Raw genomic sequence first — 23,591 nt, 5'->3', positions numbered from 1 at the left:
GGTGGCTGACGGAGCGTGCCCCGGGCTCCGTCGGTGTGATACATACTTTCTCGGCCATTGGTGGGGCAGTGGCGGGGGAAGAAAGTTTTGATTCGTTACCAACCAGACGTGAAGTAGCGACGTCTGTCTTGTGGAAGCACTCTTTGGGGGAAGGACAAGGGAAACATGGGCATTCTGCGTAAGTTCGGCGCTACCCTGACGGCCGCCGCGTTCGTGGGCGTCGGCGCACTGTCGGCGACCACTTCGGCTGAGGCCGCGCCTCAGGTTGTGACGTCGGCGCAGAATTCGACGACGGCCCCGGCTCCGGTCGGTCTGCCGCCGAAGGCCGCCTCGGCGAAGAAGGCGACCTCGAACAGCAAGCTGCTCGCCAAGTACCGCATCGACCGCCGCTGCATGACCAAGGGTCGCGTGCTGTGCATCAACAAGAAGACCCGCAAGCTGGTCTACATGGTGAACGGCAAGCCGGTGCAGGTGATGGACGTCCGGTTCGGCTCCAGCCGGACCCCGACGCGCAACGGCGTCTTCCGCGTCTACCGCAAGTCGAAGAACCACGTGTCGTCGCTCTACCACACCAAGATGCCGTACGCGATGTTCTTCAGCGGCGGCCAGGCGGTGCACTACTCCTCGGACTTCAAGGCCCGCGGTTACAACGGCGCCTCCCACGGCTGCGCGAACATCCGCGACAAGAAGAAGATCGCCTGGGTCTTCGCCCGGGTGAAGATCGGCGACCGGGTCGTCGTCTACAGCAAGTGAACTGAACGCAGCGGCCGGGGAGCTCACTCCCCGGCCGCTGTTGCGTTTCCGAACGCCTTGTAGAGCCGCGGCTCCACCAGGCAGAAGGTGGCCTTGGCGACGGTGGTCGGCGTACGGCGCAGCGTCTGTACGGCGATGTCCGCGGCGGACTGCGCGGGCCAGCCGTAGATTCCGGCCGAGACCGCGGGCAAGGTCATCGTGCGTACGTCGAGTTCGTCCGCGATCCGCAACGCGTTGCGGTAGCAGGACTCGAGCAGCGCCGGATCCCGCTGCCCCGCGGTGAAGTTCGGCCCGACCACGTGGATCACGTACGACGCCGGTAGCGCACCGGCCGTGGTCCATACCGCCGTACCGGTGGGAGTGCCGTTCGGGTACCGCTCGATGAGCTCCGCGAGGAACTCGCGGCCGCCGGCCCGATGGATCGCGCCGTCGACGCCGCCACCGCCGCGCAATGCGTGATGGGCGGCGTTCACGATCGCGTCCGCGGGGACCGTGGTGATGTCCGCCGCGCTCAGCGCGATCTCCATGGGCAGCTCCTCCGGTACGCTGAGCCAACCAGATGGCCGGTGAGGACGTCCTACAAGTGTAGGGACGGGGTCTATGTGAGGGGTGTCCGATGCGCGGGCTGTTGATTCGCAAGTTGCTGAGCGGGCTGGTGGTCGGGGGCGCGATTGCTGCACTCCTGAGTACCGGAACGAGCGCGACCGCGGCCCCGCAGGACCTGAAGACGGTGCCGTTCGAGGTCAGCGGCGAGCTGCCGATCTACCCGAAAGCGCTCTGGAAGAACGGGTCCAGCGGGACCAGCGTCCGGAAGGTCGAGGCGCGGCTGGTGCAGCTGAAGCTGCTCGAGAAGCGCTACCTGGACAACGAGTTCGGCACCATGACCCGGTCCGCGGTGAAGAAGTTCCAGAAGTCGAAGGGCATTCCGCCGCTGGGGTACATCGATCAGAACACCTGGAACCAGTTGGTGAAGGTCACCCACGAGCCGACGCAGACCGAGCTGTACCCGCCGGTGCCGGTGGTGAACGGCAAGAAGCTCGACGCCCGCTGCGCGACCGGTGTGGCGCTGTGCATCGACAAGACCAGCCGCAAGCTGCGGTACGTCGTCGACGGCGTGGTGAAGATGCAGATGGACGTCCGGTTCGGTGCGGTGAAGACCGCGACCCGGGAAGGCAGCTTCACGGTCGGCTGGAAGAGCCGGAACCACGTCTCGAAGCTGTACGACTCGAAGATGCCGTACGCGATGTTCTTCAGCGGCGGGCAGGCGGTGCACTACTCGTCGGACTTCGCGGCCCGCGGGTACAACGGCGCGTCCCACGGCTGCGTGAACGTCCGCGACCTGGCCAAGATCAAGATCCTCTTCGACCAGATCCACGTCGGCGACAAGGTCATCGTCTACCGCTCGTAACCCCACCCACCACCCCGCCGGCCTGGCTCCATTTGATGGAGAGTTTCCAGCACATCAGTGGAGGGATTCTGGCGAAGTCCAGGGACTGGGGACTCCTACGTTCCTGAAGTGGCCAGTCAGCGTCCCCAGCTACCCGGGGTGTTGGGCGTGGGGCTCTGGACTGGGCCCGGGCGGTTGTGCTGCGGATCTTGTGCAGGGTGACAGTACGTATACGTCCACTGATCGGCGAGCCAGCCCGCCGCTCGGCGCGCGGTGGCGGGTAGTAGACGTATACGTACTGTCGAGATGCAGCTTTCGGCGGGCTGCGTCTGCACGGTGAGCGTGGTCGGCCGGTTGCCGAGGGGCCCGGTTATCCCCTGCTGTTGTGGGTTCTCTGCTGGTGTGGGAGGGGAGAAGCCCCAACATGAGGGGATATCCAGTCCTATGCACAGACGACCGGCCGCCCGGTGACCCTCAACTCAACCCAGCCGACCAACACATCCGTCACAAGTGCCGATATTTCCTGTCTGCACCCACGAGAACCTGTTCAAGCCCGCAGCTGTTGGCGGTGCATTCGAGGGCGGCGTACTGCGGCACGGTGGTGCTTGGTGGGGTGGGTTACAGGGGGCGGGGGCCCCGCCGCCGGCGGACGCCCCAGCCGCCGCGGCCACGGCCGGTGGCGGCGCGCAGGGCCGGGCGGGCGTCCACGAGGTACACGGCGGACGCGACGATGCCGATCAGGCCGAAGAAGCTCAGCCAGCCCTGGAACACCTGACTCAGCGTGAACACGACCAGGATCAGCACCCAGCCGGGCTTGGTGAGCTTGTCGGCGGCGATGAACACCGCCCGTGGCCGGAAGACCGCGTCGGCGAGTGCGACCAGCTTGATCGCAAGCAGCACCCACCAGATGACCGACAGCGGATCGTCGAACCCGGGGATCAGGCTCCGGAAGGTGATCATGCTACGAGCCTAACCGACAGAACGGGCGGCCCACCTCTGCTCGGTCGCAGCTGTGGACCGCCCGGTCCCAGGATTCACCCGGACGGGGGTGAATCGTCACCGTCTGTGGTGTGTTCAGTCGCCGACCTTGTCGGCCGCGGACTCGGCGGCCTTGGCGGCGGCCTTCGCGGTCTTACGGGCGCTGGTCGCGGTCGCCTTGACGTTGCGGGTCGCGCTCGTGGCGGTCTTCTTCGCGGTCGTGCGGGTGGCCTTGGCCTTGCTCACCGTGGTCTTGGCGGTGCTGACCAGGTCCTCGGTCGCCTGCTGGTGGCGGATCCGCTCGACCAGGTCCTTGCCGCGGCCGGCCAGGTCCTCGTAGGTCTCCTCGGCCTGGCCGAGGACGGTGGTGAAACCGGCCTGCGCGGTCTTCGGCAGCTCACGCAGCTTCGCCGGGGCGGTGCGCGCGTCGGCGACGATCGCCTCGAAGCGCTTGGTCAGCTCGGCCTGCGCCTTGGTCAGCTCCTTGGTGAGCTCGGTCTGCAGGTTCTTCTGGTCGAGCTTCGCGAACCGGGCGGTCACGTCCTCGCCGACAGCGCGGACCTTCTCGACCGCGAGGTCGCCGGCGCCGGCGATCGCGTAGAACGGGGTAACAGGCGTACGGGTAGCCATCAGGCTTCTCCTCGGGGGTGTTTTCAGCAGGTGCTAGTCAGTAGATGGGGTGTTCTCGCGGACGAACGACGCGTAGACGTCCAGCAGGACACGCTTCTGCCGTTCGCTCAGCGCCGGGTCGAGCAGGACGGCGTCGACCACACCGGAGGGCTGTTTGCCCTCCTGGCTCTCGTCCGGATCGAGAATGCCGGCCCGTACGTAGAGGGTCTCCGCGGAGATCCGCAACGCCTTCGCGAGCTGCTGCAGTACGTCGGCCGACGGCTTCCGCAGACCGCGCTCGATCTGGCTCAGGTACGGGTTCGACACTCCGGCCAGGTCGGACAACTGCCGCAACGACAGCTGCGCGTTCCGCCGCTGCTCGGCGAGGTACTCCCCGACGGAGCCCACCGCCCCCGCTGCCCGATCACTCAACTTGGCCATACCCCCAGTGTGCTAGCAAGCTGCTTGCAATTGCAAGCACGCCTGCCGTGAGTCGGCTCACGTGAAGGCTCGTGAGGAGTCGTCAACCCGAGTAGGCTCGCCCGCCTGTGCTGGAGGAGGGGGTCTGATGACAGAGATCGGCAGCATCGGCGAGCTGGTAGAAGCAATCGAGCGGCATTCCCATGGGCAGATGAGACCGTTGTGGTTCCGTGGACAGCACGACGCAAGCTGGTCTGTCGCGCCGTCGATCTGGCGACCTCGGCCGCACCATGGCCCCTACAGCCTGCCGGATGAGCGGAACTTCACCCACCGATTCCGTACCAGGGCGGCCATCAGGTATCCGAACACTCCGAGCTACGACGACCACGCCGGCTGGCTGAGCTTGATGCAGCACTACGGGTTGCCCACGCGGCTGCTGGACTGGAGTCGTTCGCCACTCGTCGCCGCCTACTTCGCGATCGAGCGCTATCTGCCCAGAGACCAGGAGCCGTTCCCGCCGGTCGATGCAGCAATCTGGATCCTCGCCCCGCACGATCTGAACAGACATGTCAGTCATGTCGACGTCACTCCGTCGATCGCTTCGGGCGAGTGCAGCGGACTACTCGGGGGCGCGTTCCGTGAGAAGGATGATGCGGATCTGCACAGGCGACCAGACAGGGTGCTGGCCGCGATGGCATCGGAGACCGATATCCGGATGTTTGTGCAGCAGGGTTGCTTCACGATTCATTCACCGGACTACGGCGTGCTCAATCACCTCGAGGACGCGCCCATCTTCCTCGAGAAGTTGGTCATCCCGAGAAGCGCAGTGTGGCAGTTCGCCAGGCAGGTCGAGATCTGCGGCTACAGGCCGGGTGACATCTATCCCGACCTCGAGCATCTCGCGTCCGAGCTAAGGGGACAGTATCCGCCGGGCTCCGTTCACGGAACCAAAGGGATGTACTGAGCAAGTCGTGGAGCGCAGCACTCCCCGTCCAGTCCTACACCCACCTACTCGCGGTGGACCTTGTGCTGGGCGGCCTGGGCTCGGGGGCGGACGGTGATGCGGTCGATGTTGACGTGGGCGGGGCGGGTGGCGATCCAGGCGACGATGTCGGCGACGTCCTCGGACGTGAGCGGTTCGCGGACTCCGGCGTACACGGCGTCGGCCTTGGACCGGTCGCCGCCGAAGCGGGTCAGTGCGAAGCCTTCGCTCTGGACCATGCCGGGGGCGATCTCGCTGACCCGGACCGGCTGGTCGTACAGCTCCAGACGGAGTGTGTCGACGACGGCCTTCGCACCGTGCTTCGCGGCGACGTACCCGCCGCCGCCCTCGTACGCGACCTGGCCGGCCGTCGACCCCATCACGATGATCGTGCCGCGCCCGGCGATCAGTGCCGGAAGCAACGACTTGGTGACCGCGGCGACCGCGATCACGTTCACCTCGTACATCCGCCGCCAGGCATCCAGATCGGCGTCCGCGACCGGCTCCAGGCCGAACGCCCCGCCGGCGTTGTTCACCAGCACCTGCAGCTCGTCCCCGACCGCCGCGGTGAGTGCGGCGACGTCCTCGGCGGACGTGACGTCGCACTGCACCGCGCGGCCGTCGATCTCCTTGGCCAGCGCCTCGATCCGGTCCAGCCGCCGGGCGGCGCAGATCACCTCGAACCCCTCGCGGGCGAGGTACCGCGCCGACGCGGCCCCGATCCCGCTGCTAGCACCGGTCACCACGGCCAGAGGACGATCGCTCGAAGTCATACCTCAAGTTTCTCAAAGCCCTCGGCGCGCTCGACGGGCCGTCTCACCGGCCGCCGGGCCGCCGTGATCACACCGGCCAGCGCAACCAGGCTCACGGCCAGGAATCCACCCAGCATGCCCAGCGTCTGTACGTCGGGGTGGATCAGTGCCTGCCCGCGGAACGCCTGGACGGTCACGGTGACCATCACTCCGGTGTACCCGAAGGCCGCGACGCCGACCAGACGGTGCCGGACGCGTTCCGGGCGCAGCCACTCGACCCGCGCGGCGAGCAGGCTCAGCGCGAGGACCGTCAGCAGCAGGAAGTGGATCGCGTGCAGCCCGACGAAGTGCGGGATCCGCAGGTCGCCGCCGTCGGTGCTCCAGTTGGTCAACGGCATACCGGGACCACCCGCCTCGACGCCGATGCCGTGGCTGCCGGCCAGCGTGACCGGGTGGCCGTACGCGTCCGTGACCTCTTGCCGCTGGCTCTGCGAACCGACCAGGTAGAACGCGAGCCCCATGCCGGCGACGGCCAGCCCGAGGCCGACCCGGATCGCCCGGTTCAGCGGGGCGTCGCCGATCCGCTGGAACAGCAGCATGATCGCGACCACCAGACTCGCCCCGAACAGCCCCATGACACCGGACATGAAGACCTGCTGGCCGACCTGGTTGAAGGTGTCGGAGTTGGCGTTGAAGTGGCTGAACGTCCCGCGCGCGGCCTGGACGGCGATGAACCCGACGTCGACGATCCCGGTGACCGCGAACACGGTCCCGGTCCACCAGCCGAAGCGTTTCGCCTTACGCAGCTTGGAAAGCAGCCACGCGAGCGTCGCGCCGTACAGGACGAACGACAGGCCGAACTTGAACGGTTTGAGCCACACGGACTCGTTGAGGATCTCGCGGCCGTCGAGTGCGAGACCGACGCCGGCGGTCAGGACGAGACCCGACATGGCGAGCACCATCAGCATCAACGGGCGATGCCAGGACCTGACTTCTTCGAGGACTGTACGCATGTCCTCAATGCTTTCGGCGCAGGGCCGGTGAAGCAGTGGTGTGAGTCCGCCAGTGGGGGTGGAGGTAGGCCCACCAAAGGCCGGACGCCGCGGGATAGGGAGAAGTCCTGATTCCCCGCAGGAGCCCCGGAGTTACGCTGAGCGGGTGATCGAATCTCCCCTCCGGCGGGTCGCGATGATCAGCCTGCACACGTCACCGCTCGACCAGCCGGGGACCGGGGACGCCGGTGGGATGAACGTGTACGTCGTGGAGCTGTCCAAACAGCTGGCCGGCCTGGGGATCGAGGTCGATGTCTTCACCCGGGCGACCGCGTCGGCGCTGCCGGCCCGGGTCGAGCTGATGCCCGGCGTGACCGTCCGCAACGTCGCCGCCGGCCCGTACGAGGGCCTGACGAAGAACGAGCTCCCGGCCCAGCTGTGCACGTTCGCGCGCGCCGTCCTGCGCGCCGAGGCGATCCACGAGCCCGGTTGGTACGACGTGATCCACTCGCACTACTGGTTGTCCGGCCAGGTCGGCCTGCTCGCCCGCGATCGTTGGGCAGTCCCACTGGTTCACACCATGCACACGATGGCCAAGGTGAAGAACGCCAGCCTCGCGGACGACGACGTACCCGAACCGCCCGCGCGGCTGATCGGTGAGGAGCAGGTCGTCGAGGCCGCGGATCGCCTGCTGGCCAACACCGGCGACGAGGCCCGCGAACTGATCGACCTGTACGGCGCCCAGTCGGCGAAGGTCGGCGTGGTGAACCCGGGGGTCGACCTGGAGCTGTTCCATCCCGCGGATCAGGCCCAGGCGCGGCGCGAGGTCGGGTTGCCCGAGGATGCCGTCGTACTGGCGTTCGTCGGGCGGATCCAGCCGTTGAAGGCGCCCGATCTGCTGATCCGGGCGGCGGCGCGGATGCTCGAGCGGGACCCGTCGCTGCGGTCGCGGCTGGTGGTCGCGATCATCGGCGGGCCGTCCGGCAACGGCATGGAGCACCCCGAGTCGCACGCCGAGCTGGCGCGGGCGCTCGGGATCTCCGACGTGACGAGATTCGTGAAGCCGATGGAGCGCGCGCGGCTGGCCTCGTGGTACCGCGCGGCCTCGGTCGTCTGCGTACCGTCGTACTCGGAGTCCTTCGGTCTGGTCGCGCTGGAGGCCCAGGCCTGCGGTACGCCGGTGGTCGCGGCGGCCGTCGGCGGCCTGAGTACGGCGGTGCTGGACGGGCGGACCGGGTTCCTGGTCCGCGGGCACGCGGTGGACGACTTCGCCGACGCGCTGGCGCGGATCGCGACGGATCCGGCCGTCCGCGAGAGCATGAGCCACGCGGCGGTCGGGCACGCACGGGGGTTCGGCTGGGAGCTGACCGCGCGGAACACGCTGGCGGCGTACCGGACCGCCGCGACAACGATGGCGGCCGAGATTGCCGCGGAGGTAGCCGGGTGAGAGTTTCTGCGGCGGACGTGATCCGCCAGGTGCTGACCGAGAACGAGCTCGAGTTCACCGAGAGTGAGCCGGGTGTCTTCAGCGCGGACCTGCCGGGGGAGCGGAAGCTGAAGACCACTGTCTCGCTGACGGTCGGCGCGCAGGCGGTCCAGGTGCACGCGTTCGTCGCGCGGCACCCGGACGAGAACCACGCGGCCGTGTACCGGTGGCTGCTGGAGCGGAACCTGAAGATGTACGGCGTCGCGTTCGCCGTCGACCACCTGGGCGACATCCACCTGGACGGACGGGTTCCGCTGCACGCGATCACACCCGGTGAGGTCGACCGGTTGCTCGGCGCGGTGCTCGAGTACGCGGACTCGTCGTTCAACACGATCCTCGAACTGGGCTTCGCGTCGTCGATCCGGCGCGAGTACGACTGGCGGGTGGCGCGCGGCGAGTCGACCCGAAACCTGGACGCGTTCAAGGGCTGGCTGGAGCCTCGATAGCATGCGGGTATGACCTATCGCCTGATCCTGCTCCGCCACGGCCACAGCGACTGGAACGCCAAGAACCTCTTCACCGGCTGGGTCGACGTCGACCTGAACGCCCAGGGCGTCGAGGAGGCGCATCGCGGCGGTCAGTTGCTGCTCGAGCGCGACCTGCTCCCCGACGTACTGCACACCTCGGTGCTGCGCCGCGCGATCCGCACCGCGAACATCGCGCTCGAGGAGGCCGGGCGCCAGTGGATCGACGTACGGCGCTCCTGGCGGCTGAACGAGCGGCACTACGGCGGCCTGCAGGGCAAGGACAAGAAGCAGACCCTGGAGGAGCTCGGCGAGGAGCAGTTCATGCTGTTCCGCCGTTCGTACGACACGCCGCCGCCGGCGATCGAGCGCGGCTCCGAGTTCGACCAGGCCGGCGACCCGCGGTACGCCGCCCTGCCGCCGGAGATCCTGCCCGCGACCGAGTGCCTGAAGGACGTCGTCGAGCGGATGCTGCCCTACTGGTACGACGCGATCGTGCCGGACCTGCGCGCCGGGAAGACGGTGCTGGTCACGGCCCACGGCAACTCGCTCCGCGCCCTGGTCAAGCACCTCGACCACCTCGACGAGCAGACCGTGGTCGGCCTCAACATCCCGACCGGCATCCCCCTCTACTACGAACTCAACGACAACTTCGAGCCCCTCACCCCCGGCGGCGAATACCTCGACCCCCAAGCCGCCAAGGCCGCCATAGAAGCCGTCAAGAACCAGGGCCGCTAGCTCTACCGCCTCTGGTGCCAGAGCCGGCGTTGCGGTGGGGGTGAACAGGTTATTTGCTGTTCACCCCCACGCTTTCCTAGGCGCTGCCAGACGTTCCCCACCCGAGTAGCGGGATGGGTGCACAAGCAAAAGGCGCCCCCGGCAGCTGTCTGCCGGGAGCGCCGTTGGGGGGTTGGGTCAGTTGCCGTTGGGGTTGGGGGCCGAGGCGCCGGCGCCGGAGCCGGCGGCGGTGCCGCCGATGGCTACCGGGAGCTCGCCCGTCACGAGGTAGACGACGCGGCGGGCCATCGCGACCGCGTGGTCGGAGATGCGTTCGTAGTAGCGGCTGAGCAGCGCCATGTCGACGGCGACCTCGACGCCGTGCGGCCAGTGCTCGTCCATCATCAGGCGGAACTGGTTCGAGCGGAGCTTGTCCATCTCGTCGTCGCTGGCCTCGAGCCGGCCGGCGGCCTCGACGTCGCGGGTCGCGATCACGTCACCGGCGGCGTCGACCATCTTGCCGGCCACGGACCCCATCGACTCGATCACGTCGTGCAGCTCGGCCGGGATCGCCGGCGCCGGGTACCGCATCCGGGCGATCTTCGACACGTGCGCGGCCAGGTCGCCCATCCGCTCCAGGTCGGCGACCATCCGCAGCGCGGCGACCAGCATCCGCAGCTCGTTGGCGACCGGCGACTGCCGCGCCATCAGCTCGAAGACCTTCTCCTCGACACCCTCACCGGCGGCGTCGAGCTGGATATCGGCCGCGATGACCTCCTCGGCCTTGCGGATGTCCGCCTCCAGCAGGGCCGACGTCGACCGGCGTACGGCGGTGGACACCGTCCGCGTCATCCGCTCCAGCTCGGCGAGGATGTCGTCGAGCTGCTCGTGGTACGTGTCACGCATGGTGTTCGATTCCGATCTGTGGTGTCCGGTGCCGCGGAGGAGACCAGCACGGTACCCCGCTCACCGGTGACCGTACGGCGTCGAGGTTGCCGGACGGCGACGAGTGGTGAACGACCGATGAACAGTTAGGTCGTGTCCCGGTCATCCGGTGCTCATTCGGTCTTTCCCTGCTGGTTGCCCGCGTAGCATCGTTGCCGTGGACCCCACGCTGGCTGCGGTGCTGGGCGGCGTCATCGGCGCGGCCCTGGCCCTGCTTTCGCTCGGCGCGATGATGCTTTCCGAGCGGGCGCAGCGCAAGATCCCGGAGTCCCCGGAGCCCGCCGTACCGTCGGGGGTCGCCACAGTGCTGTCGGTACTGCGCTCCTCGGCGGTCGTGATGGGGCCCGAGGACCAGGTGCTCCAGGCCAGCGCCCCGGCGCACGTGCTCGGCATCGTCCGCGGTGAGCGGCTCGTGGTCGACGACATCCTGACCATGGTCCGGCAGGTCCGCCGCGACGGGGAGATCCGCCAGCAGGACCTGGAGATCGTCCGGGGCCGGCTGGGCGCCACGCAGTACGTCAGCGCCCGGGTGGCGCCGCTGGGCAGTCAGCTCGTGCTGGTGCTGGTCGAGGACCGCACCCGCGAACGCCGCCTGGACGCGATCCGGCGGGACTTCACCGTGAACATCAGCCACGAGCTGAAGACCCCGGTCGGCGCGCTGATCCTGCTCGCCGACGCGGTCTCGGAGGCCTCCGACGACCCGGAGGCGGTGCAGCGGTTCTCGGACCGGATGCGGATCGAGGCGTCCCGGCTCAGCCAGCTGGTCAAGGAGATCATCGAGCTGTCCCGGCTGCAGGGCGACGACCCGCTGGAGAATCCGGGCCCGGTCGACATCAACGGGGTGATCGAGACCGCGGTGGACCGCTGCCGGATCGATGCCGAGGACCGCGACATCAAGATCGTGGTGAAGACCGAGCCCGAGCTCGAGGTACTGGGCAGCGCGGACCAGTTGGCGATGGCGATCGGCAACCTGGTCGAGAACGCCATCAACTACAGCCCGGACGGCACCCGGGTCGCGGTCGCCGCGCACCCGATCGGGGACCTGGTCGAGGTCACCGTGTCCGACCAGGGCGTGGGCATCCCGAGCAGCGACCTGGAACGCGTCTTCGAGCGCTTCTACCGGGTCGACCGGGCCCGCAGCCGGGAGACCGGCGGCACCGGTCTCGGCCTCTCGATCGTCAAGCACATCGCCTCGATCCACGGCGGCGACGTGCGGGTCTGGAGTGTCGAGGGCCAAGGTTCCACCTTCACCGTGAGACTCCCGTTGCGGCTCGAACCCGCATCGGGCCAGACCGACTCCGCCAGCCAGGAGGAGCCGGCCGTTCCCCTGACGCCTACCCCGTCAGGTCAGAAGACAAAGGAGACAGCTTCGTGACCCGAGTGCTGGTCGTCGAAGACGAAGAGAGCTACAGCGACGCGCTGTCGTACGTGCTGCGCAAGGAAGGGTTCGAGGTCGCCGTCGCGGAGACCGGGCCGGACGCGCTGGACGAGTACGACCGCGCCGGTGCGGACATCGTCCTGCTCGACCTGATGCTGCCGGGTCTGTCCGGCACGGAGGTCTGCCGGGCGCTCCGCAGCCGGGGCAACGTCCCGGTGATCATCGTCAGCGCCAAGGACACCGAGGTCGACAAGGTCGTCGGGCTCGAGCTCGGCGCGGACGACTACGTGACCAAGCCGTACAGCCCGCGCGAACTGCTGGCCCGCGTCCGCGCCGTACTGCGTCGTGGTCAGGACGTCGAGCTGCTGCCGGACACCCTCGAGGCCGGACCGGTCCGGATGGACGTCGAGCGGCACGTGGTGACGGTGTCCGGGACCGAGATCCGGCTGCCGCTGAAGGAGTTCGAGCTGCTCGAGATGCTGCTGCGGAACACCGGCCGGGTGCTGACCCGCGGTCAGCTGATCGACCGGATCTGGGGCGCCGACTACGTGGGCGACACCAAGACCCTGGACGTGCACGTGAAGCGGCTGCGCTCGAAACTCGAGAAGGATCCGTCGAATCCCGCACATCTCGTCACGGTGCGTGGTCTCGGCTACAAGTTCGAGTCCTGAGTCACACCCCCGCGAGTCGCGATGGCCAGCGGGGTTAGCTTAGGCTCTCCTTAGTTGAGGCAATCTAAGGAGAGTCACGTATGTCCTGGTCCCGTACCAAGGTCGTCAGTGCGGTCACCGCCGTACTGCTCGCCACGACCACGCTGGCCGCCTGCGGAAGTGACGGCGACAAGCAGGCCGAGAGTTCGGCCGGTACGGCCGGCTCCGGGTTCCCGGTCACGCTGAAGAACACGTTCGGCGACACGACGATCACCAAGAAGCCCGAGCGGATCGTCACGCTCGGCTGGAACGCCCAGGACGTGGTCTACGCGCTCGGCGAGACCCCGGTCGGGATGCCGAAGGTCACCTACGGCCCGACCGCCGACGGCACCACCGCGTGGGACGCGGACAAGTTCGACAAGTCGAAGACGACGTTGCTGGACACCGGCGACAAGTACCCGTTCGAGAAGATCGCGGCGCTGAAGCCGGACGTCATCCTGGCCCCGTACGAGGGCTTCGACGAGGCGACGTACAAGACCCTGAGCGGGATCGCGCCGACCGTCGCGTACCCGGGGGCGCCGTGGCAGACCACCTGGCAGGACCAGACGCTGCTGGTCGGCGAGGCGCTCGGCAAGAAGGCCGACGCGGAGAAGCTGATCACCGGGATCCAGGACAAGATCAAGCAGGTCGCGGCCGAGCACCCGGAGTTCAAGGACAAGACCATCACGGTCGGCTCGTTCGGCCCGGAGAACTACATCTACATGCCGGGTGACCCCCGGGTGCAGATCCTGAACGAGATGGGCTTCAAGAACGCGCCGGGGGTTGAGGCGCTGGAGAAGACCAACACGAAGAAGGAGTTCTCGCTGACGGTCAGCAAGGAGAAGGTCGCGGACGTCGACGCGGACGTGCTGATCGCGTACGTCGACGGGATCGGGACGCAGAAGTTCCTCGCCGACCCGGTCTACTCGTCGCTGAAGGCGGTCAAGAGCGGCGGCGCGTACGCGCTGCAGGACCAGCAGGTGATCTCCGGTATGAGCGCGGTCAGCGTGCTGAGCGTCCCGTGGGTGCTCGACAAGGTGCTCCCGGGCCTCTCGAAGGCAGCCTCGGCGGCCAAGGGCTGAGAAGACCTGGTACGGCGAGCCTCGGCCACAGGCTCGTCGTACCAAGCAGAACGGGCCGTCCCGCGCCGGGGCGGCCCGTTCTGTCGTTCTGAAGGACTACTCGGCCGCGGCCGGGGACGGGGAGTAGTGGTCGTCGGTGAGGACCGGGACGTAGGCGGAGATCGGCGCCGCGCTGCCGAAGGTGATGGTCACGTTGACCATCTGGCCCGGCTTCGCACCGGTCACGATGATCGCCGGGCCGGCCTCCTCGGCACCCGGGGTCGGCGCCGAAGGAGTCTCGGTGGGCGTCGCCGTCGGGGTGGCGCTCGGGGTGGTCTCGGCGGCCGGAGCCTCGGTGCCGGTGCCCGGCAGGACCAGCGCGGTGTGCGGCTCCAGCTCCAGCGGCTCGGTGAGGCCGGCGAACTTGACCTCGCCCGGCTGGTCGGAGCCGGCCTGGCCGTCCGCCGTCCCGGGCGCGGCCTGCTGGATGCTGACCAGGGTCTCCGGGGTGTCGCCGTCGTTGACGATCACGCTGTGCAGTTCGCCCTTGCCGTCGGCATCGGCCAGCACCAGCATGTTGCGGACCTTCACCTGGCCGGACTCGACGTTGGTGCCCTCGGCGGCCTGGTACGGCTGCAGGGTCGGCGCGGAGAAGCTCGCGCTGCACGCCGCCAGCGCGATACTGAGAGTGGCGGCGGCACCCGCCAGCGCGGTACGCCGGGCGAACCGCGAGGACAACGTGATCGGCACTGGAATCCCTCTCGTGCAAGCTGTTTCGTGACCGCGAGGCAGCGGCCTCCGGCGCCCCACAGCGTAGCCCTCGGGGTCGGCGAGGCGGACGCCGGGACCCCGCCGCGGGGGTGCCGCGGTGATGTCGAGAGCAACGGTGCGCGCGCGCACGAGGCATGTGAGAGAGCGTTTGTCAAGGCGGGAAATGGGCCCTGACCAGCGCAAACGCCCGAACCGGACCACCGACTGCGTGGTAGGATAGATCTCGGAAAGGGGCACTTCACACATGACTTTCACAGTCGGCGAGACGGTTGTTTACCCCAATCACGGAGCGGCCGTCATCGAGGACATCGAGACCCGTCAGATCAAAGGTGAGGACAAGACCTATCTGGTCTTGAGGATCGTCGCTCAGAACGACCTGGTCGTCCGGGTCCCCGCGTGCAATCTCGATCTCGTCGGCGTGCGTGACGTCGTGGATCAGGCCGGTCTGGAGCGCGTCTTCGACGTGCTGCGGGCGCCGCACACGGAGGAGCCGACCAACTGGTCGCGACGTTACAAGGCGAACCTGGAGAAACTGCACTCCGGTGACGTGCTGAAGGTGGCAGAGGTCGTCCGCGACCTGTGGCGCCGTGAGCGTGACCGTGGTCTGTCCGCCGGTGAGAAGCGGATGCTGGCGAAGGCTCGCCAGATCCTGGTCTCCGAGCTGGCCCTGGCCGAACACACCAACGAGGACAAGGCCGAGGCCATCCTCGACGAGGTTCTCGCCTCCTGAAGTAGCTCAGCATGAGTAGCGCGGTCGTGATTCCCGCGGCCGGGCTAGGGCTGCGACTGGGTGGTGAGACCCCGAAGGCGTTTCGAGAGGTCGGTGGCGACTCGCTGCTGGTCCACGCGGTGCGTGGGCTGAAGGCAGCGACCGCCGCCGACCTCGTCTGTTTCGTGGTCGCCGTACCGCCCGGCTCCGAGGAGACGGTCGGCAAGGAGCTCACGCCGTACGTCGGGGACTCCCAGCTGATCGTGGTGGCCGGCGGCGCGGAGCGGCCCGCTTCGGTGCGGGCGGCGCTGGATGTGGTGCCGGTCGACGGGATCGACTGCATCCTGGTCCACGACGCGGCGCGGGCGTTCGTCCCGGCCGACGCGATCGAGCGGGTGGTGGCGGCGGTGCGAGCCGGCGCCGAGGCCGTCGTACCGGTGGTTCCGGTGACCGACACGATCAAGCGGGTCGGGCCGACTGGTGACGTGGTCGACACGCCCGATCGGTCGACGCTGGTCGCCGTACAGACACCACAAGGGTTCGCTCCGGACGTGCTGCGGCGCGCGCATGCGGCCGGTGCCGACGCGGGCGTGACCGACGACGCGATGATGTGTGAGCGGATCGGGGTGACTGTGCGGACGGTCGAGGGCTCGCCGGACGCGTTCAAGGTGACCCGGCCGCAGGACCTGCTGCTCGCCGAGGCGCTGCTGGCGGAGCGGAGGATGTCGTGAAGGTTCCACGGGTCGGCAACGGCATCGACGTACACCCGTTGGAGGAAGGCCGCCCGATGTGGCTGGCCGGTCTGCACTGGCCGGACGAGCCCGCCGGGCTGTCAGGTCATTCGGACGGCGACGCGGCCGCGCACGCGATCTGTACGGCGTTGCTCACCGCCGCGAAGCTCGGCGACCTGGGATCGAACTTCGGGACCGCCGAGCCCGAGTGGGCCGGTGCCGCCGGGGTCGTGCTGGTGGCGGAGGCCGCGCGCCGGGTGCGGGCGGCCGGGTTCGAGATCGGCAACGTCACGGTGCAGGTCGTCTGCAACCGCCCGCGGATCGGTGCCCGCCGCGAGGAAGCGGAGAAGGTGCTGTCCGCCGCCTGCGACGCCGAGGTTTCGGTGAGTGCGGCAACGACCGACGGCCTCGGCTTCCCCGGCCGCAGCGAAGGAATCGCCGCCATCGCCACCGCCCTCATCTACTGACCCACCCCACCCGCTTTGTGCACCCACCAACCATCCGCCTCGTCTTTGAGCACGCATCAACCGTTTTCCGGGCCGATTTCTGGTTGGTGGGGGCTCAAAGACGGCACTGGGTCGGGGGAGAAGCGGGCGGCTCGGGGGTTTAGTTCGTTGCCGACGCGTTGGGTGAGGGAGGCGTAGAGCTCGGGGCGGCGGCCGCGGAGCCAGCGGCGGCCGGTTGCCAGGGGCACCAGTTCCAGGTCCAGGTCGGCAACGACGACGGCCTCGGCAGGTACGGGCGTCTCCGCGACGATGCGGCCGTACGGGTCGAGGATCATCGCGTTCCCGGTCCGGAGTTCGTCGTCGTCCCGGCCGACGCCGTTGCTGAACAGGACGAACATCCCGTTGTCGTGCGCCCGCGCCGGTAACCATCGCATCAGCCAGCCCCGTCCGCTCGGCCCGTTGAAGGCCTCCTCGATCGCCGCGCGGTCGCCGCTGGTCCACACCTCGAGCGGGATCGGCTTCATCCCGTGCGGGCTACGTGAGTTCGTCCCGCCGGTCTGGTGCGGCGCGATCAGGACCGTTGCGCCGAGCAACGCGGTGATCCGGACGTTCTCCACCAGGTTGTTGTCCCAGCAGATCAGCACCCCGGCCCGGAACCCCCACGGCGTCTCGAACACCGTGTACGACGATCCGCTCGCGATCTCCTCGTGCTCGAACGCATGCAGCTTCCGGTGCACGTGAACGGTCCCGTCCGGCAGGCAGACGGCGTACGCGTTGAACAACGTGCCGTCGGCCTCCTCGAGGAATCCGACCCCGATCCCGGCCTCGAGCTCCTTGGCGAGAGCAACGACCTGGTCGACCAGCGGTCCATCGGCCGGCTGGGCGAGCTCGTGCAGCCGAGCCGCGGTGTGCCGCCGGAGGTGCCAATAACCGAGCAGACACATCTCCGGGAACACGATCAACCTGGCGCCGTCGCCGACCGCCTGCCGGGCGAGCCGGTCGACGGTCGCGAGATTCGCGGCGGGCTGGTCAGGGGTCGGTTCGAACTGGACCACAGCGGCGCGGAAGGTCGTCATACGCCCATCGAAACGCCGAAGCACCTATGACGTCCAATAGCGATTCGGGGCTGTTCCATATCCTGGGGTTATGGATCTTCGTCTGCTGCGGGCGTTCGTCACGGTGGCCAGGTTGCGGAACTTCGGCTCCGCGGCCGCGGAGTTGTCGACCAGTCAGCCGGCCCTGACCAAGCAGATCCAGGTGCTGGAGCGCCGAGTCGGCTCTGTCCTGTTCGTCCGGGGCCGGCACGGCGCGCGGTTGACCCCGGCCGGGGAGCTGCTGCTTCCTGACGCTCTGGAGTTGCTGGACCGTTCCGAGGCCTTCGAGCGACGGGCTGTTCAGGTGGCGTCCGGGGCCGAGGGTTCGCTCGCGATCGGGTTCGGGTTGTCGGGGATCGAGCTGGCTCCGCGGGCGGTGGCGCTGTTCCGGAGCCGGTGGCCGGGAGTAACCATCTCGCTCGAGGACATGTCGTCGGCGGTGCAGTGCGAGCGGCTGCTGGCCGGCAGCTTGCAGATCGGATTCGTCCGGTTGCCGGTGCCGCCCGGCCTCGAGCACCTGCGGCTGCGACGGGATCGGCTCACCCTCGCCGTACCGGCCGACCAGCAGTTGCCGCGGGACCTGGTCGGCTGGATCGACGCGCGCCCGCTGGTCCGCCTGACGCCGGATCGCGGACCGGGCCTGACCGCTCAGATCAACACCCTGTACGCCGAACTTGGTTGCCACCCACACATAGTCCAGGAAGCCGGGGACCTGCAGACCGTCCTCGCCCTGACCGCCGCCGGTGCCGGGCCCGCCGTCGTACCGCAGACCGCCGAGCGGATCGCGGCGCCCGAGGTCCGCCTGGTTCCGCTCCCGGGTCGCGCGGCCACCTGGTGGACCGGCACCGCCTGGGCCACGAGAACCCCGCTCACCGAACGCTTCGTGAAAGTCGCCGCCGAGGTGGCACGCGCCGGCTAGCGTTTCCGGGGCAGTGGTGGGAGCTCGTAGGAATCCAGCCAGGCGGCGAACAGATGGCGTAGTGCCTCCTCGTCCGGGCTGAAGGTGGTGGCCAGGGCGATGAAGTCGGCGGTGGTGACCGAACCGTGCCGGTGGGTCTTGGTCCAGGTACGGAGGAGTTCGAAGAACGCGTCGTCGCCGAGGTGCTTGCGCAGTACATGCAGGGTGAGCGCACCGCGTTTGTAGAGGCGGTCGTCGAACATCAGGTCCGGGCCGGGGTCGGACAGCAGCAGGTCCTGTGCCAGGCCCTTCAACCGCGTGTGCGCCTTGGACGCTTGCTGGTCGGCGGTGAGCCCGCGCGACTCTTCCGACCACAACCACTCGGCGTAGCAGGCGAAGCCCTCGTTGAGCCAGATGTGCTGCCAGTTCGCCGGGGTCAGGCTGTTCCCGAACCACTGGTGCGCCAGCTCGTGCGCGATCAGCCGCTCCGATCCGTTCCGGCCGTCGACGTGGTTGCTGCCGAACACCGAGATGCCCTGCGCCTCGAGCGGGATCTCCAGCGGGTCGTCGGTGACCACGACCGTGTATCCGCCGAACGGGTACGGCCCGAACTGCCGGCAGAACAACTTCATCATGTCCTGCTGGCGCCCGAAGTCGTGCCGGAACTCGCGGCTCCGCCCGGCCGGCAACACGCCCCTGATCGTCACGGGCGAGGCCGCCAGGTCCACCTCGTCGTACCGTCCGATCTGCACGGTCGCGAGGTACGTCGCCATCGGTGCAGCCTGATCGAACACCCACGTCGTACGACTCGCCTTCACCCGCCGCGACACCAGCCGTCCGTTCGCGACGACCTGGTACGGCGAGTCCGTGGTGATCGAGATCCGGTAGTGCGCCTTGTCGCCGGGGTGGTCGTTGCACGGGAACCACGTCGCCGCACCGCTCGGCTGGCTGGCGACGATCACGCCCTCGGTGAGCTCTTCCCAGCCGAGCTCGCCCCACGGGCTGTCCTCGGGTTTCGGGTTCCCGTTGTACTGGACGTCGACCGAGAACTCGGCGCCGTCCGGGATCGTCGTCGCCGGAGTGATGTGCAGCTTGCCGCCGCGATGGACGTACCGCTGCGGCCGGCGGCCGTTCACCGACACCTTCGACACCCGGAGCCCGGACAGGTCGAGGCTGAGCCGGGAGAGCGCCTGGGTGGCGAACGCCGTGATCGTCGCCTTGCCGGTCAGCCGGTTGCTGCTGACCCGGTAGTCCAGGTCGAGTTCGTACGACTCGACCTTGTAGTCGGTGCTTCCGTGGCTGGGCACATACGGGTCAACCATCAGCCCTGCCAGGGAGCGATCGGGTTCCCTGCCCAGCGCGTACCGGCCGGAACACCTTCACCACGCATCACGAGAGACACCGGCCCGATGGTAGCTCCTGCTCCTACGCTGGCGGCCGGGAGGACGATGCCGTGCGGGCCGAGAGTTGCCCCGGCTTCGAAGGTGACTGTGTTCATGGAGAGAACTCGATCATGAAAAAGGTGCGTTTGCAGCACACAACCGCGATTCACCGTGGCACCGTCGCCCAGGGTGACCAGATCCGCCTCCGGCAACCAGTACGTCTCGCACCAGACGCCCTTGCCGATCTTCGCTCCGAGTGACCGCAGCCAGAGCGTGAGCACCGGCGTACCGGCGGCGGCGTTCGCGAACCAGGGCGCGGCGACCAGCTCGACGAAGCTGTCGACGACTTCGTTGCGCCAGACGAACGAGCTCCACAGCGGATACTCGACGGCTCTCGTCCGGCCGACGATGACCCATTTGGCGACCGTCGCCATCCCGCCCGCGACCGCGCCGGCGGCGAGGATGACCGCGCCGGACAGCAGCATCGTCCACCACGGACCGAGCCAGAGGTCGAGGGCTTGCAGCGCGAACAGCACGCCGAGTGCGATCAGCACCGTGCACATCATCGGGACGAACCGGCACAGCTCGACCAGCGCGCGGGCGACCTTGAGTTTGTACGGCGGGTTGAACGTGCGGCTCTGATCACCCGAGACCGCCTGACGACGGAGCTTCACGGGCGGAGAACCGAGCCACGACGTACCGGCCTTGGACTTCTTCGGCGCCGCGGACAGCACCGCGACCAGGCCGTTCTTCGGGACGCTCCGCCCCGGGGCCGTCATCCCGGAGTTGCCCAGGAAGGCGCGCTTACCGACCTTCGCGCCGGCCACGTGCAGCCAGCCGCCGCCGAGCTCGTACGAGGCGATCATCGTGTCGTCGGCCAGGAACGCGCCCTCGCCGACCGTCGTCATCTTCGGCAGCAGCAGGACCGTGGACGCCTCGACGTCGCGGCCGATCTTCGCGCCCAGAGCGCGCAGCCACCACGGCGTCAGCAGGCTCGCGTACAGCGGGAAGAGCAGGGTGCGCGCGGCGTCGAGGAGCCGCTCGGTCGCCCAGACCTGCCACCCGATCCGGCTCCGGACCGGGTAGTGACCGGGCTTGATCCCGATACCGAGGAGCCGTACGCCGATCAGCGTGAGGACCGTGATGGTGGCGAACCCGACCAGCGTCATCAGCGGGATCGCTGCCAGCGCGTGCAGTGCCGCGTCCGGCAATGTCTGGGTGCCGCGCACCGCGTACCCGAGGACGACGAACGCCGCGGCGGCCCCGGCAACCGGGATGAGGGACATCAGCGCGGACTGGGCGCCGTACGCCGCGACCCACCAAGGAGCGCGTGCGGGCCGGTGGTCCGGCCACGGGCGCCGCGCGCGGCCGAGCCGCGCCGCGGGGGAGCCGGACCAGCGCTCGTTCTCGGGGACGCGGCCGGAGACCGCCGAGCCGGCCATGATCTCGGCGCTGCGGCCGATCTCCGCGCCCGGAAGCAGAGTGCTGCGGGAGCCGACCACCGCGTCGGGGCCGACGGAGATCTGTCCGATGTGCAGCTGGTCGCCGTCGATCCAGTAGCCGGCCAGGTCGACCTCGGGCTCGATCGAGGCGCCGCGGCCCATGGTGAGCATGCCGGTCACCGGCGGCAGCGTGTGCAGGTCGACGCCGCGGCCGATCTTCGCCCCGAGTGCGCGAGCGTAGTAGGCGATCCAGGGCGCGCCGGCCAGGTTGGCGGCACCGGCCGCGTCGGCAAGGTTCTCCGCGGCCCAGAGCCGGACGTGGACGTTGCCGCCGCGCGGATACGTGCCTGGCTTCAGGCCGCGCAGCAGGATCCGGGCACCGACGACCGCGATCCCCATCCGGCCCGCCGGGCTGATCAGGATCAGCCAGCCGGCCAGGATCCACCACCACGACACGGTCCGCGCCCACGGGAGCGGCTCGATCAGCGCGGCGAGAAGGTTGTTCAGCGTGAACACGTAGACCAGCCAGCGGACGCCGACGACGGTCTGCAGGATCAGGGTCAGCGCGGTCTGCAGGAGTTGCGTGCTCTTCGGGGTCGGCCGGATCACCCGGAGCGCGACCGGCTCCAGTGTCGCCGGCCGGAAGTCGTCGAGCCGTTCGGCGAGCGCGCCGAGCCGCGGGTACTCGTAGATGTCGCCGACCGTGACATCCGGGAACCGCTCGCGGAGCGCGGACACCAGCTGGGCCGCGGCGAGGCTGCCGCCGCCGTGCAGGAAGAAGTCGTTGTCGGGCCCGGTGACCTTGGCGCCGAGGATCTTCGTCCAGCGTTCGGCCAGCCAGCCCGCGGTCCCGTCCAGCTCCGCGGCCGGGCCGTCACTGTCCATCCCGGGCAGCGGCCAGGGGAGCGCGTTGCGGTCGACCTTGCCGGAGGTCCGGGTCGGCAGCGTGTCGACGATCGCCAGGAGCGGTACGAGCGCCGCGGGCAGCGCCTCACGCAGACGCTCGGTGGCCTTCGCGTTGTCGAAGGTGACGGCCTCGTCCGGTACGACGTACCCGACGAGGAGCTGATTGCCCGCGGCGCTATTGCGCACGGCGGCCGCGGCGCCCGAGACACCCGGGAGCGCCTGCAGCGCGGCGTCGACCTCGCCGAGCTCGATCCGGCGGCCGCCGAGCTTGACCTGCTCGTCGGCGCGGCCCTGGAACAGCAGGCCCAACGGGTCGGATCGCACCAGGTCACCGCTGCGGTACGCGCGGTCCCAGCCGAGGGCCGGCATCGGGGCGAACTTCTCGGCGTCCTTGGCCGGGTCGAGGTACCGGGCCAGGCCTACGCCGCCGATGATCAGCTCACCGATCTCGCCGTCGGCCACCTCGTTGCCTGCGGCATCCACAACGGCGAGATCCCAGCCGTCCAAGGGAAGACCGATCCGCACCGGTCCTTCGCCGGTGAGCTGAGCGGCGCAGGCGACCACGGTGGCCTCGGTCGGGCCGTAGGTGTTCCAGACCTCGCGGCCCTCGATCGCGAGACGCTCGGCCAGCTCCGGCGGGCAGGCCTCGCCGCCGAAGATCAGCAGCCGGACCTGGTCGAGGGCGTCCGGCGGCCAGAGCGCGGCCAGCGTCGGCACGGTCGAGACGATAGTGATGCCCTGGGCAACCAACCACGGGCCGAGGTCCATGCCGGTGCGGACCAGGCTTCTCGGTGCCGGGACGAGGCAGGCGCCGTGCCGCCAGGCCAGCCACATCTCCTCGCAGGACGCGTCGAACGCGACGGACAGTCCGGCCAGGACCCGGTCGTCGGGGCCGATCGGCTCGTCCTGCAGGAACAGGCGGGCCTCGGCGTCGACGAACGCGGCCGCCGATCGGTGCGTGACGGCGACACCTTTCGGTACGCCGGTCGAGCCCGAGGTGAAGATGATCCACGCGTCGTCGGCCGGCTCCGGTCCGGTGGTGCCGCGCGGGGAGTCCGTCGTACTCGTCGCGTCCATGCGGGCGGAGTACGGGTAGTCGAAGGAGCCGTTGGCCGCGTCGTTGTCGGTCATCGGCGCCTGCTGCGGGCGGGTGATCGTGAGTTCGAGTTCGTCACCGACCGTGGCCGCGACGGCGGCCTCACCGAAGACGAGTTCGGCGCGCTCCTCCGGGTCGTCGGCGTCGACCGGGACGTACGCCGCACCCGCTTGCAGGGTGCCGAGAATCGCGACGTACAGGTCGTTGTGTCCTGACGAGATCCGGATCCCGACGCGGTCGCCCGGTCCGATGCCCGCCGCCGTCAGGCGGCCGGCGAACTTGGTGGTCTGCACCAGCAGTTCGCGATAGCTGAGGCTGACGCTGCCGTCGTCGAGTGCGGGTTCGTCGGCGTGGACGGCGGCCGTCTCCTCGAGAACGTCCACCAACGTCCGCGAGGCTGTCGCCAGGTCCCCGCGTCGCAACGTCACGGGCGGATAATACGCCGCTCAGTTACGGCTTGGACAACCCGAAGCAAACACGTAGGTGTAGCCATCAACCGCTTG

24 protein-coding genes are annotated in these 23,591 nt (G+C 68.9%); 13 read left to right on the top strand and 11 right to left on the bottom strand.

Translation table 11 applies throughout. The features are described from left to right. Positions 1–165 precede the first annotated feature (165 nt). On the top strand, positions 166–753 hold the full coding sequence (locus E0H50_RS30775; protein ID WP_131294145.1) for a L,D-transpeptidase: 588 nt from the start codon (positions 166–168) through the stop codon (positions 751–753). Positions 754–776: 23 nt separating this feature from the next. Here E0H50_RS30775 and E0H50_RS30770 read toward each other — a convergent pair whose 3' ends face one another. Beyond that, on the bottom strand, positions 777–1,280 hold the full coding sequence (locus E0H50_RS30770) for a macro domain-containing protein (RefSeq protein ID WP_131294144.1): 504 nt from the start codon (positions 1,278–1,280) through the stop codon (positions 777–779). 89 nt (positions 1,281–1,369) lie between these two features. Between E0H50_RS30770 and E0H50_RS30765 the strand changes: the two genes are divergently transcribed. Continuing rightward, on the top strand, positions 1,370–2,161 hold the full coding sequence (locus E0H50_RS30765; protein ID WP_238151412.1) for a L,D-transpeptidase family protein: 792 nt from the start codon (positions 1,370–1,372) through the stop codon (positions 2,159–2,161). A 597-nt stretch (positions 2,162–2,758) separates the two neighbouring features. Here E0H50_RS30765 and E0H50_RS30760 read toward each other — a convergent pair. The 3 genes from E0H50_RS30760 to E0H50_RS30750 form a co-directional block, all read right to left on the bottom strand. After that, a complete protein-coding gene (locus E0H50_RS30760; protein WP_131294142.1) occupies positions 2,759–3,100 on the bottom strand; it encodes a DUF2516 family protein in 342 nt (113 codons plus the stop codon). Between the two features lie 114 nt (positions 3,101–3,214). Then, positions 3,215–3,748, bottom strand: a complete 534-nt coding sequence (locus E0H50_RS30755) for a hypothetical protein (RefSeq protein WP_131294140.1) — start codon at positions 3,746–3,748, stop codon at positions 3,215–3,217. Between the two features lie 33 nt (positions 3,749–3,781). Continuing rightward, on the bottom strand, positions 3,782–4,168 hold the full coding sequence (locus tag E0H50_RS30750) for a helix-turn-helix domain-containing protein (RefSeq protein WP_131294138.1): 387 nt from the start codon (positions 4,166–4,168) through the stop codon (positions 3,782–3,784). A 127-nt stretch (positions 4,169–4,295) separates the two neighbouring features. Between E0H50_RS30750 and E0H50_RS30745 the strand changes: the two genes are divergently transcribed. Beyond that, positions 4,296–5,111, top strand: a complete 816-nt coding sequence (locus tag E0H50_RS30745) for an FRG domain-containing protein (RefSeq protein ID WP_131294136.1) — start codon at positions 4,296–4,298, stop codon at positions 5,109–5,111. 44 nt (positions 5,112–5,155) lie between these two features. Here E0H50_RS30745 and E0H50_RS30740 read toward each other — a convergent pair whose 3' ends face one another. Both E0H50_RS30740 and E0H50_RS30735 read right to left on the bottom strand, forming a co-directional pair. Then, positions 5,156–5,902, bottom strand: a complete 747-nt coding sequence (locus tag E0H50_RS30740; protein WP_131294134.1) for an SDR family NAD(P)-dependent oxidoreductase — start codon at positions 5,900–5,902, stop codon at positions 5,156–5,158. Then, positions 5,899–6,894, bottom strand: coding sequence for a hypothetical protein (locus tag E0H50_RS30735; protein ID WP_202868398.1), 996 nt, complete (start codon positions 6,892–6,894; stop codon positions 5,899–5,901). The genes E0H50_RS30740 and E0H50_RS30735 overlap by 4 nt, the downstream gene beginning before the upstream one ends. Positions 6,895–7,069: 175 nt before the next feature. Here E0H50_RS30735 and mshA point away from each other — a divergent pair, with 175 nt between their 5' ends. The 3 genes from mshA to E0H50_RS30720 are packed head-to-tail and all read left to right on the top strand — an operon-like array spanning position 7,070 to position 9,561. Further along, the gene (gene mshA / locus E0H50_RS30730; protein ID WP_131294377.1) at positions 7,070–8,320 is read left to right on the top strand and encodes a D-inositol-3-phosphate glycosyltransferase; all 1,251 of its coding nucleotides are present in this window, start codon (positions 7,070–7,072) and stop codon (positions 8,318–8,320) included. Continuing rightward, the gene (locus tag E0H50_RS30725) at positions 8,317–8,805 is read left to right on the top strand and encodes a type III secretion system chaperone family protein (protein ID WP_131294132.1); all 489 of its coding nucleotides are present in this window, start codon (positions 8,317–8,319) and stop codon (positions 8,803–8,805) included. The genes mshA and E0H50_RS30725 overlap by 4 nt, the downstream gene beginning before the upstream one ends. Before the next feature lie 9 nt (positions 8,806–8,814). Next, positions 8,815–9,561, top strand: coding sequence for a phosphoglyceromutase (locus E0H50_RS30720; RefSeq protein WP_131294130.1), 747 nt, complete (start codon positions 8,815–8,817; stop codon positions 9,559–9,561). 177 nt (positions 9,562–9,738) lie between these two features. Here E0H50_RS30720 and phoU read toward each other — a convergent pair whose 3' ends face one another. Then, the gene (gene phoU / locus E0H50_RS30715) at positions 9,739–10,446 is read right to left on the bottom strand and encodes a phosphate signaling complex protein PhoU (RefSeq protein WP_131294128.1); all 708 of its coding nucleotides are present in this window, start codon (positions 10,444–10,446) and stop codon (positions 9,739–9,741) included. Between the two features lie 196 nt (positions 10,447–10,642). Between phoU and E0H50_RS30710 the strand changes: the two genes are divergently transcribed. From E0H50_RS30710 to E0H50_RS30700, 3 genes are all read left to right on the top strand, one after another. Then, on the top strand, positions 10,643–11,860 hold the full coding sequence (locus E0H50_RS30710; protein ID WP_131294126.1) for a sensor histidine kinase: 1,218 nt from the start codon (positions 10,643–10,645) through the stop codon (positions 11,858–11,860). Then, positions 11,857–12,534 carry a response regulator transcription factor gene (locus E0H50_RS30705; protein WP_130383318.1) on the top strand — a complete coding sequence of 226 codons (678 nt, stop codon included), beginning with the start codon at positions 11,857–11,859 and terminating at the stop codon, positions 12,532–12,534. Before E0H50_RS30710 ends, E0H50_RS30705 begins: the two co-directional genes overlap by 4 nt. Before the next feature lie 80 nt (positions 12,535–12,614). Beyond that, positions 12,615–13,634 carry an iron-siderophore ABC transporter substrate-binding protein gene (locus E0H50_RS30700; protein WP_131294124.1) on the top strand — a complete coding sequence of 340 codons (1,020 nt, stop codon included), beginning with the start codon at positions 12,615–12,617 and terminating at the stop codon, positions 13,632–13,634. 96 nt (positions 13,635–13,730) lie between these two features. Here E0H50_RS30700 and E0H50_RS30695 read toward each other — a convergent pair whose 3' ends face one another. Then, complete coding sequence (locus E0H50_RS30695) at positions 13,731–14,363, bottom strand: hypothetical protein (protein ID WP_131294122.1); 633 nt, start codon at positions 14,361–14,363, stop codon at positions 13,731–13,733. A gap of 265 nt (positions 14,364–14,628) precedes the next feature. On the opposite strand from E0H50_RS30695, the gene E0H50_RS30690 reads away from it, so the two are divergent. From E0H50_RS30690 to ispF, 3 genes are read left to right on the top strand one after another with little or no spacing between them, the layout of a single operon-like run. Next, positions 14,629–15,114, top strand: a complete 486-nt coding sequence (locus tag E0H50_RS30690; RefSeq protein WP_130446326.1) for a CarD family transcriptional regulator — start codon at positions 14,629–14,631, stop codon at positions 15,112–15,114. An 11-nt stretch (positions 15,115–15,125) separates the two neighbouring features. Continuing rightward, complete coding sequence (gene ispD, locus E0H50_RS30685) at positions 15,126–15,824, top strand: 2-C-methyl-D-erythritol 4-phosphate cytidylyltransferase (protein ID WP_131294120.1); 699 nt, start codon at positions 15,126–15,128, stop codon at positions 15,822–15,824. Next, positions 15,821–16,291 (top strand): 2-C-methyl-D-erythritol 2,4-cyclodiphosphate synthase, encoded by a 471-nt coding sequence (gene ispF, locus E0H50_RS30680; RefSeq protein WP_131294118.1) that lies wholly within the window; start codon positions 15,821–15,823, stop codon positions 16,289–16,291. The genes ispD and ispF overlap by 4 nt, the downstream gene beginning before the upstream one ends. A gap of 56 nt (positions 16,292–16,347) precedes the next feature. On the opposite strand, the gene E0H50_RS30675 is transcribed toward ispF, so the two are convergent. After that, positions 16,348–17,346, bottom strand: a complete 999-nt coding sequence (locus E0H50_RS30675; RefSeq protein WP_131294117.1) for a nitrilase family protein — start codon at positions 17,344–17,346, stop codon at positions 16,348–16,350. A gap of 70 nt (positions 17,347–17,416) precedes the next feature. Between E0H50_RS30675 and E0H50_RS30670 the strand changes: the two genes are divergently transcribed. Then, entirely contained in the window at positions 17,417–18,283 is an 867-nt protein-coding gene (locus E0H50_RS30670; protein WP_131294115.1) for a LysR family transcriptional regulator, read from the top strand. Here the strand turns inward: E0H50_RS30670 and E0H50_RS30665 are convergent. Both E0H50_RS30665 and E0H50_RS30660 read right to left on the bottom strand, forming a co-directional pair. Beyond that, positions 18,280–19,584, bottom strand: coding sequence for a M1 family metallopeptidase (locus E0H50_RS30665; RefSeq protein WP_131294113.1), 1,305 nt, complete (start codon positions 19,582–19,584; stop codon positions 18,280–18,282). The two genes, E0H50_RS30670 and E0H50_RS30665, sit on opposite strands and share 4 nt — an antisense overlap. Next, on the bottom strand, positions 19,584–23,516 hold the full coding sequence (locus E0H50_RS30660; protein WP_131294111.1) for a Pls/PosA family non-ribosomal peptide synthetase: 3,933 nt from the start codon (positions 23,514–23,516) through the stop codon (positions 19,584–19,586). Before E0H50_RS30660 ends, E0H50_RS30665 begins: the two co-directional genes overlap by 1 nt. Positions 23,517–23,591: the final 75 nt, after the last annotated feature.

The organism is Kribbella sindirgiensis, assembly GCF_004331435.1.
Lineage (GTDB): Bacteria > Actinomycetota > Actinomycetes > Propionibacteriales > Kribbellaceae > Kribbella > Kribbella sindirgiensis.
Note: the sequence above shows the minus strand (reverse complement) of the source record. Positions and strands in the feature narration are given on the sequence as shown.

Excerpts from the sequence above, each read along its gene's own strand:
- E0H50_RS30775 (WP_131294145.1), top strand. The coding sequence starts at position 166 with ATGGGCATTCTGCGTAAGTTCGGCGCTACCCTGACGGCCGCCGCGTTC.
- E0H50_RS30770 (WP_131294144.1), bottom strand. The coding sequence starts at position 1,280 with ATGGAGATCGCGCTGAGCGCGGCGGACATCACCACGGTCCCCGCGGAC.
- E0H50_RS30765 (WP_238151412.1), top strand. The coding sequence starts at position 1,370 with ATGCGCGGGCTGTTGATTCGCAAGTTGCTGAGCGGGCTGGTGGTCGGG.
- E0H50_RS30760 (WP_131294142.1), bottom strand. The coding sequence starts at position 3,100 with ATGATCACCTTCCGGAGCCTGATCCCCGGGTTCGACGATCCGCTGTCG.
- E0H50_RS30755 (WP_131294140.1), bottom strand. The coding sequence starts at position 3,748 with ATGGCTACCCGTACGCCTGTTACCCCGTTCTACGCGATCGCCGGCGCC.
- E0H50_RS30750 (WP_131294138.1), bottom strand. The coding sequence starts at position 4,168 with ATGGCCAAGTTGAGTGATCGGGCAGCGGGGGCGGTGGGCTCCGTCGGG.
- E0H50_RS30745 (WP_131294136.1), top strand. The coding sequence starts at position 4,296 with ATGACAGAGATCGGCAGCATCGGCGAGCTGGTAGAAGCAATCGAGCGG.
- E0H50_RS30740 (WP_131294134.1), bottom strand. The coding sequence starts at position 5,902 with ATGACTTCGAGCGATCGTCCTCTGGCCGTGGTGACCGGTGCTAGCAGC.
- E0H50_RS30735 (WP_202868398.1), bottom strand. The coding sequence starts at position 6,894 with ATGCGTACAGTCCTCGAAGAAGTCAGGTCCTGGCATCGCCCGTTGATG.
- mshA (WP_131294377.1), top strand. The coding sequence starts at position 7,070 with ATGATCAGCCTGCACACGTCACCGCTCGACCAGCCGGGGACCGGGGAC.
- E0H50_RS30720 (WP_131294130.1), top strand. The coding sequence starts at position 8,815 with ATGACCTATCGCCTGATCCTGCTCCGCCACGGCCACAGCGACTGGAAC.
- phoU (WP_131294128.1), bottom strand. The coding sequence starts at position 10,446 with ATGCGTGACACGTACCACGAGCAGCTCGACGACATCCTCGCCGAGCTG.
- E0H50_RS30700 (WP_131294124.1), top strand. The coding sequence starts at position 12,615 with ATGTCCTGGTCCCGTACCAAGGTCGTCAGTGCGGTCACCGCCGTACTG.
- E0H50_RS30690 (WP_130446326.1), top strand. The coding sequence starts at position 14,629 with ATGACTTTCACAGTCGGCGAGACGGTTGTTTACCCCAATCACGGAGCG.
- ispD (WP_131294120.1), top strand. The coding sequence starts at position 15,126 with ATGAGTAGCGCGGTCGTGATTCCCGCGGCCGGGCTAGGGCTGCGACTG.
- E0H50_RS30675 (WP_131294117.1), bottom strand. The coding sequence starts at position 17,346 with ATGACGACCTTCCGCGCCGCTGTGGTCCAGTTCGAACCGACCCCTGAC.
- E0H50_RS30670 (WP_131294115.1), top strand. The coding sequence starts at position 17,417 with ATGGATCTTCGTCTGCTGCGGGCGTTCGTCACGGTGGCCAGGTTGCGG.
- E0H50_RS30665 (WP_131294113.1), bottom strand. The coding sequence starts at position 19,584 with ATGGTTGACCCGTATGTGCCCAGCCACGGAAGCACCGACTACAAGGTC.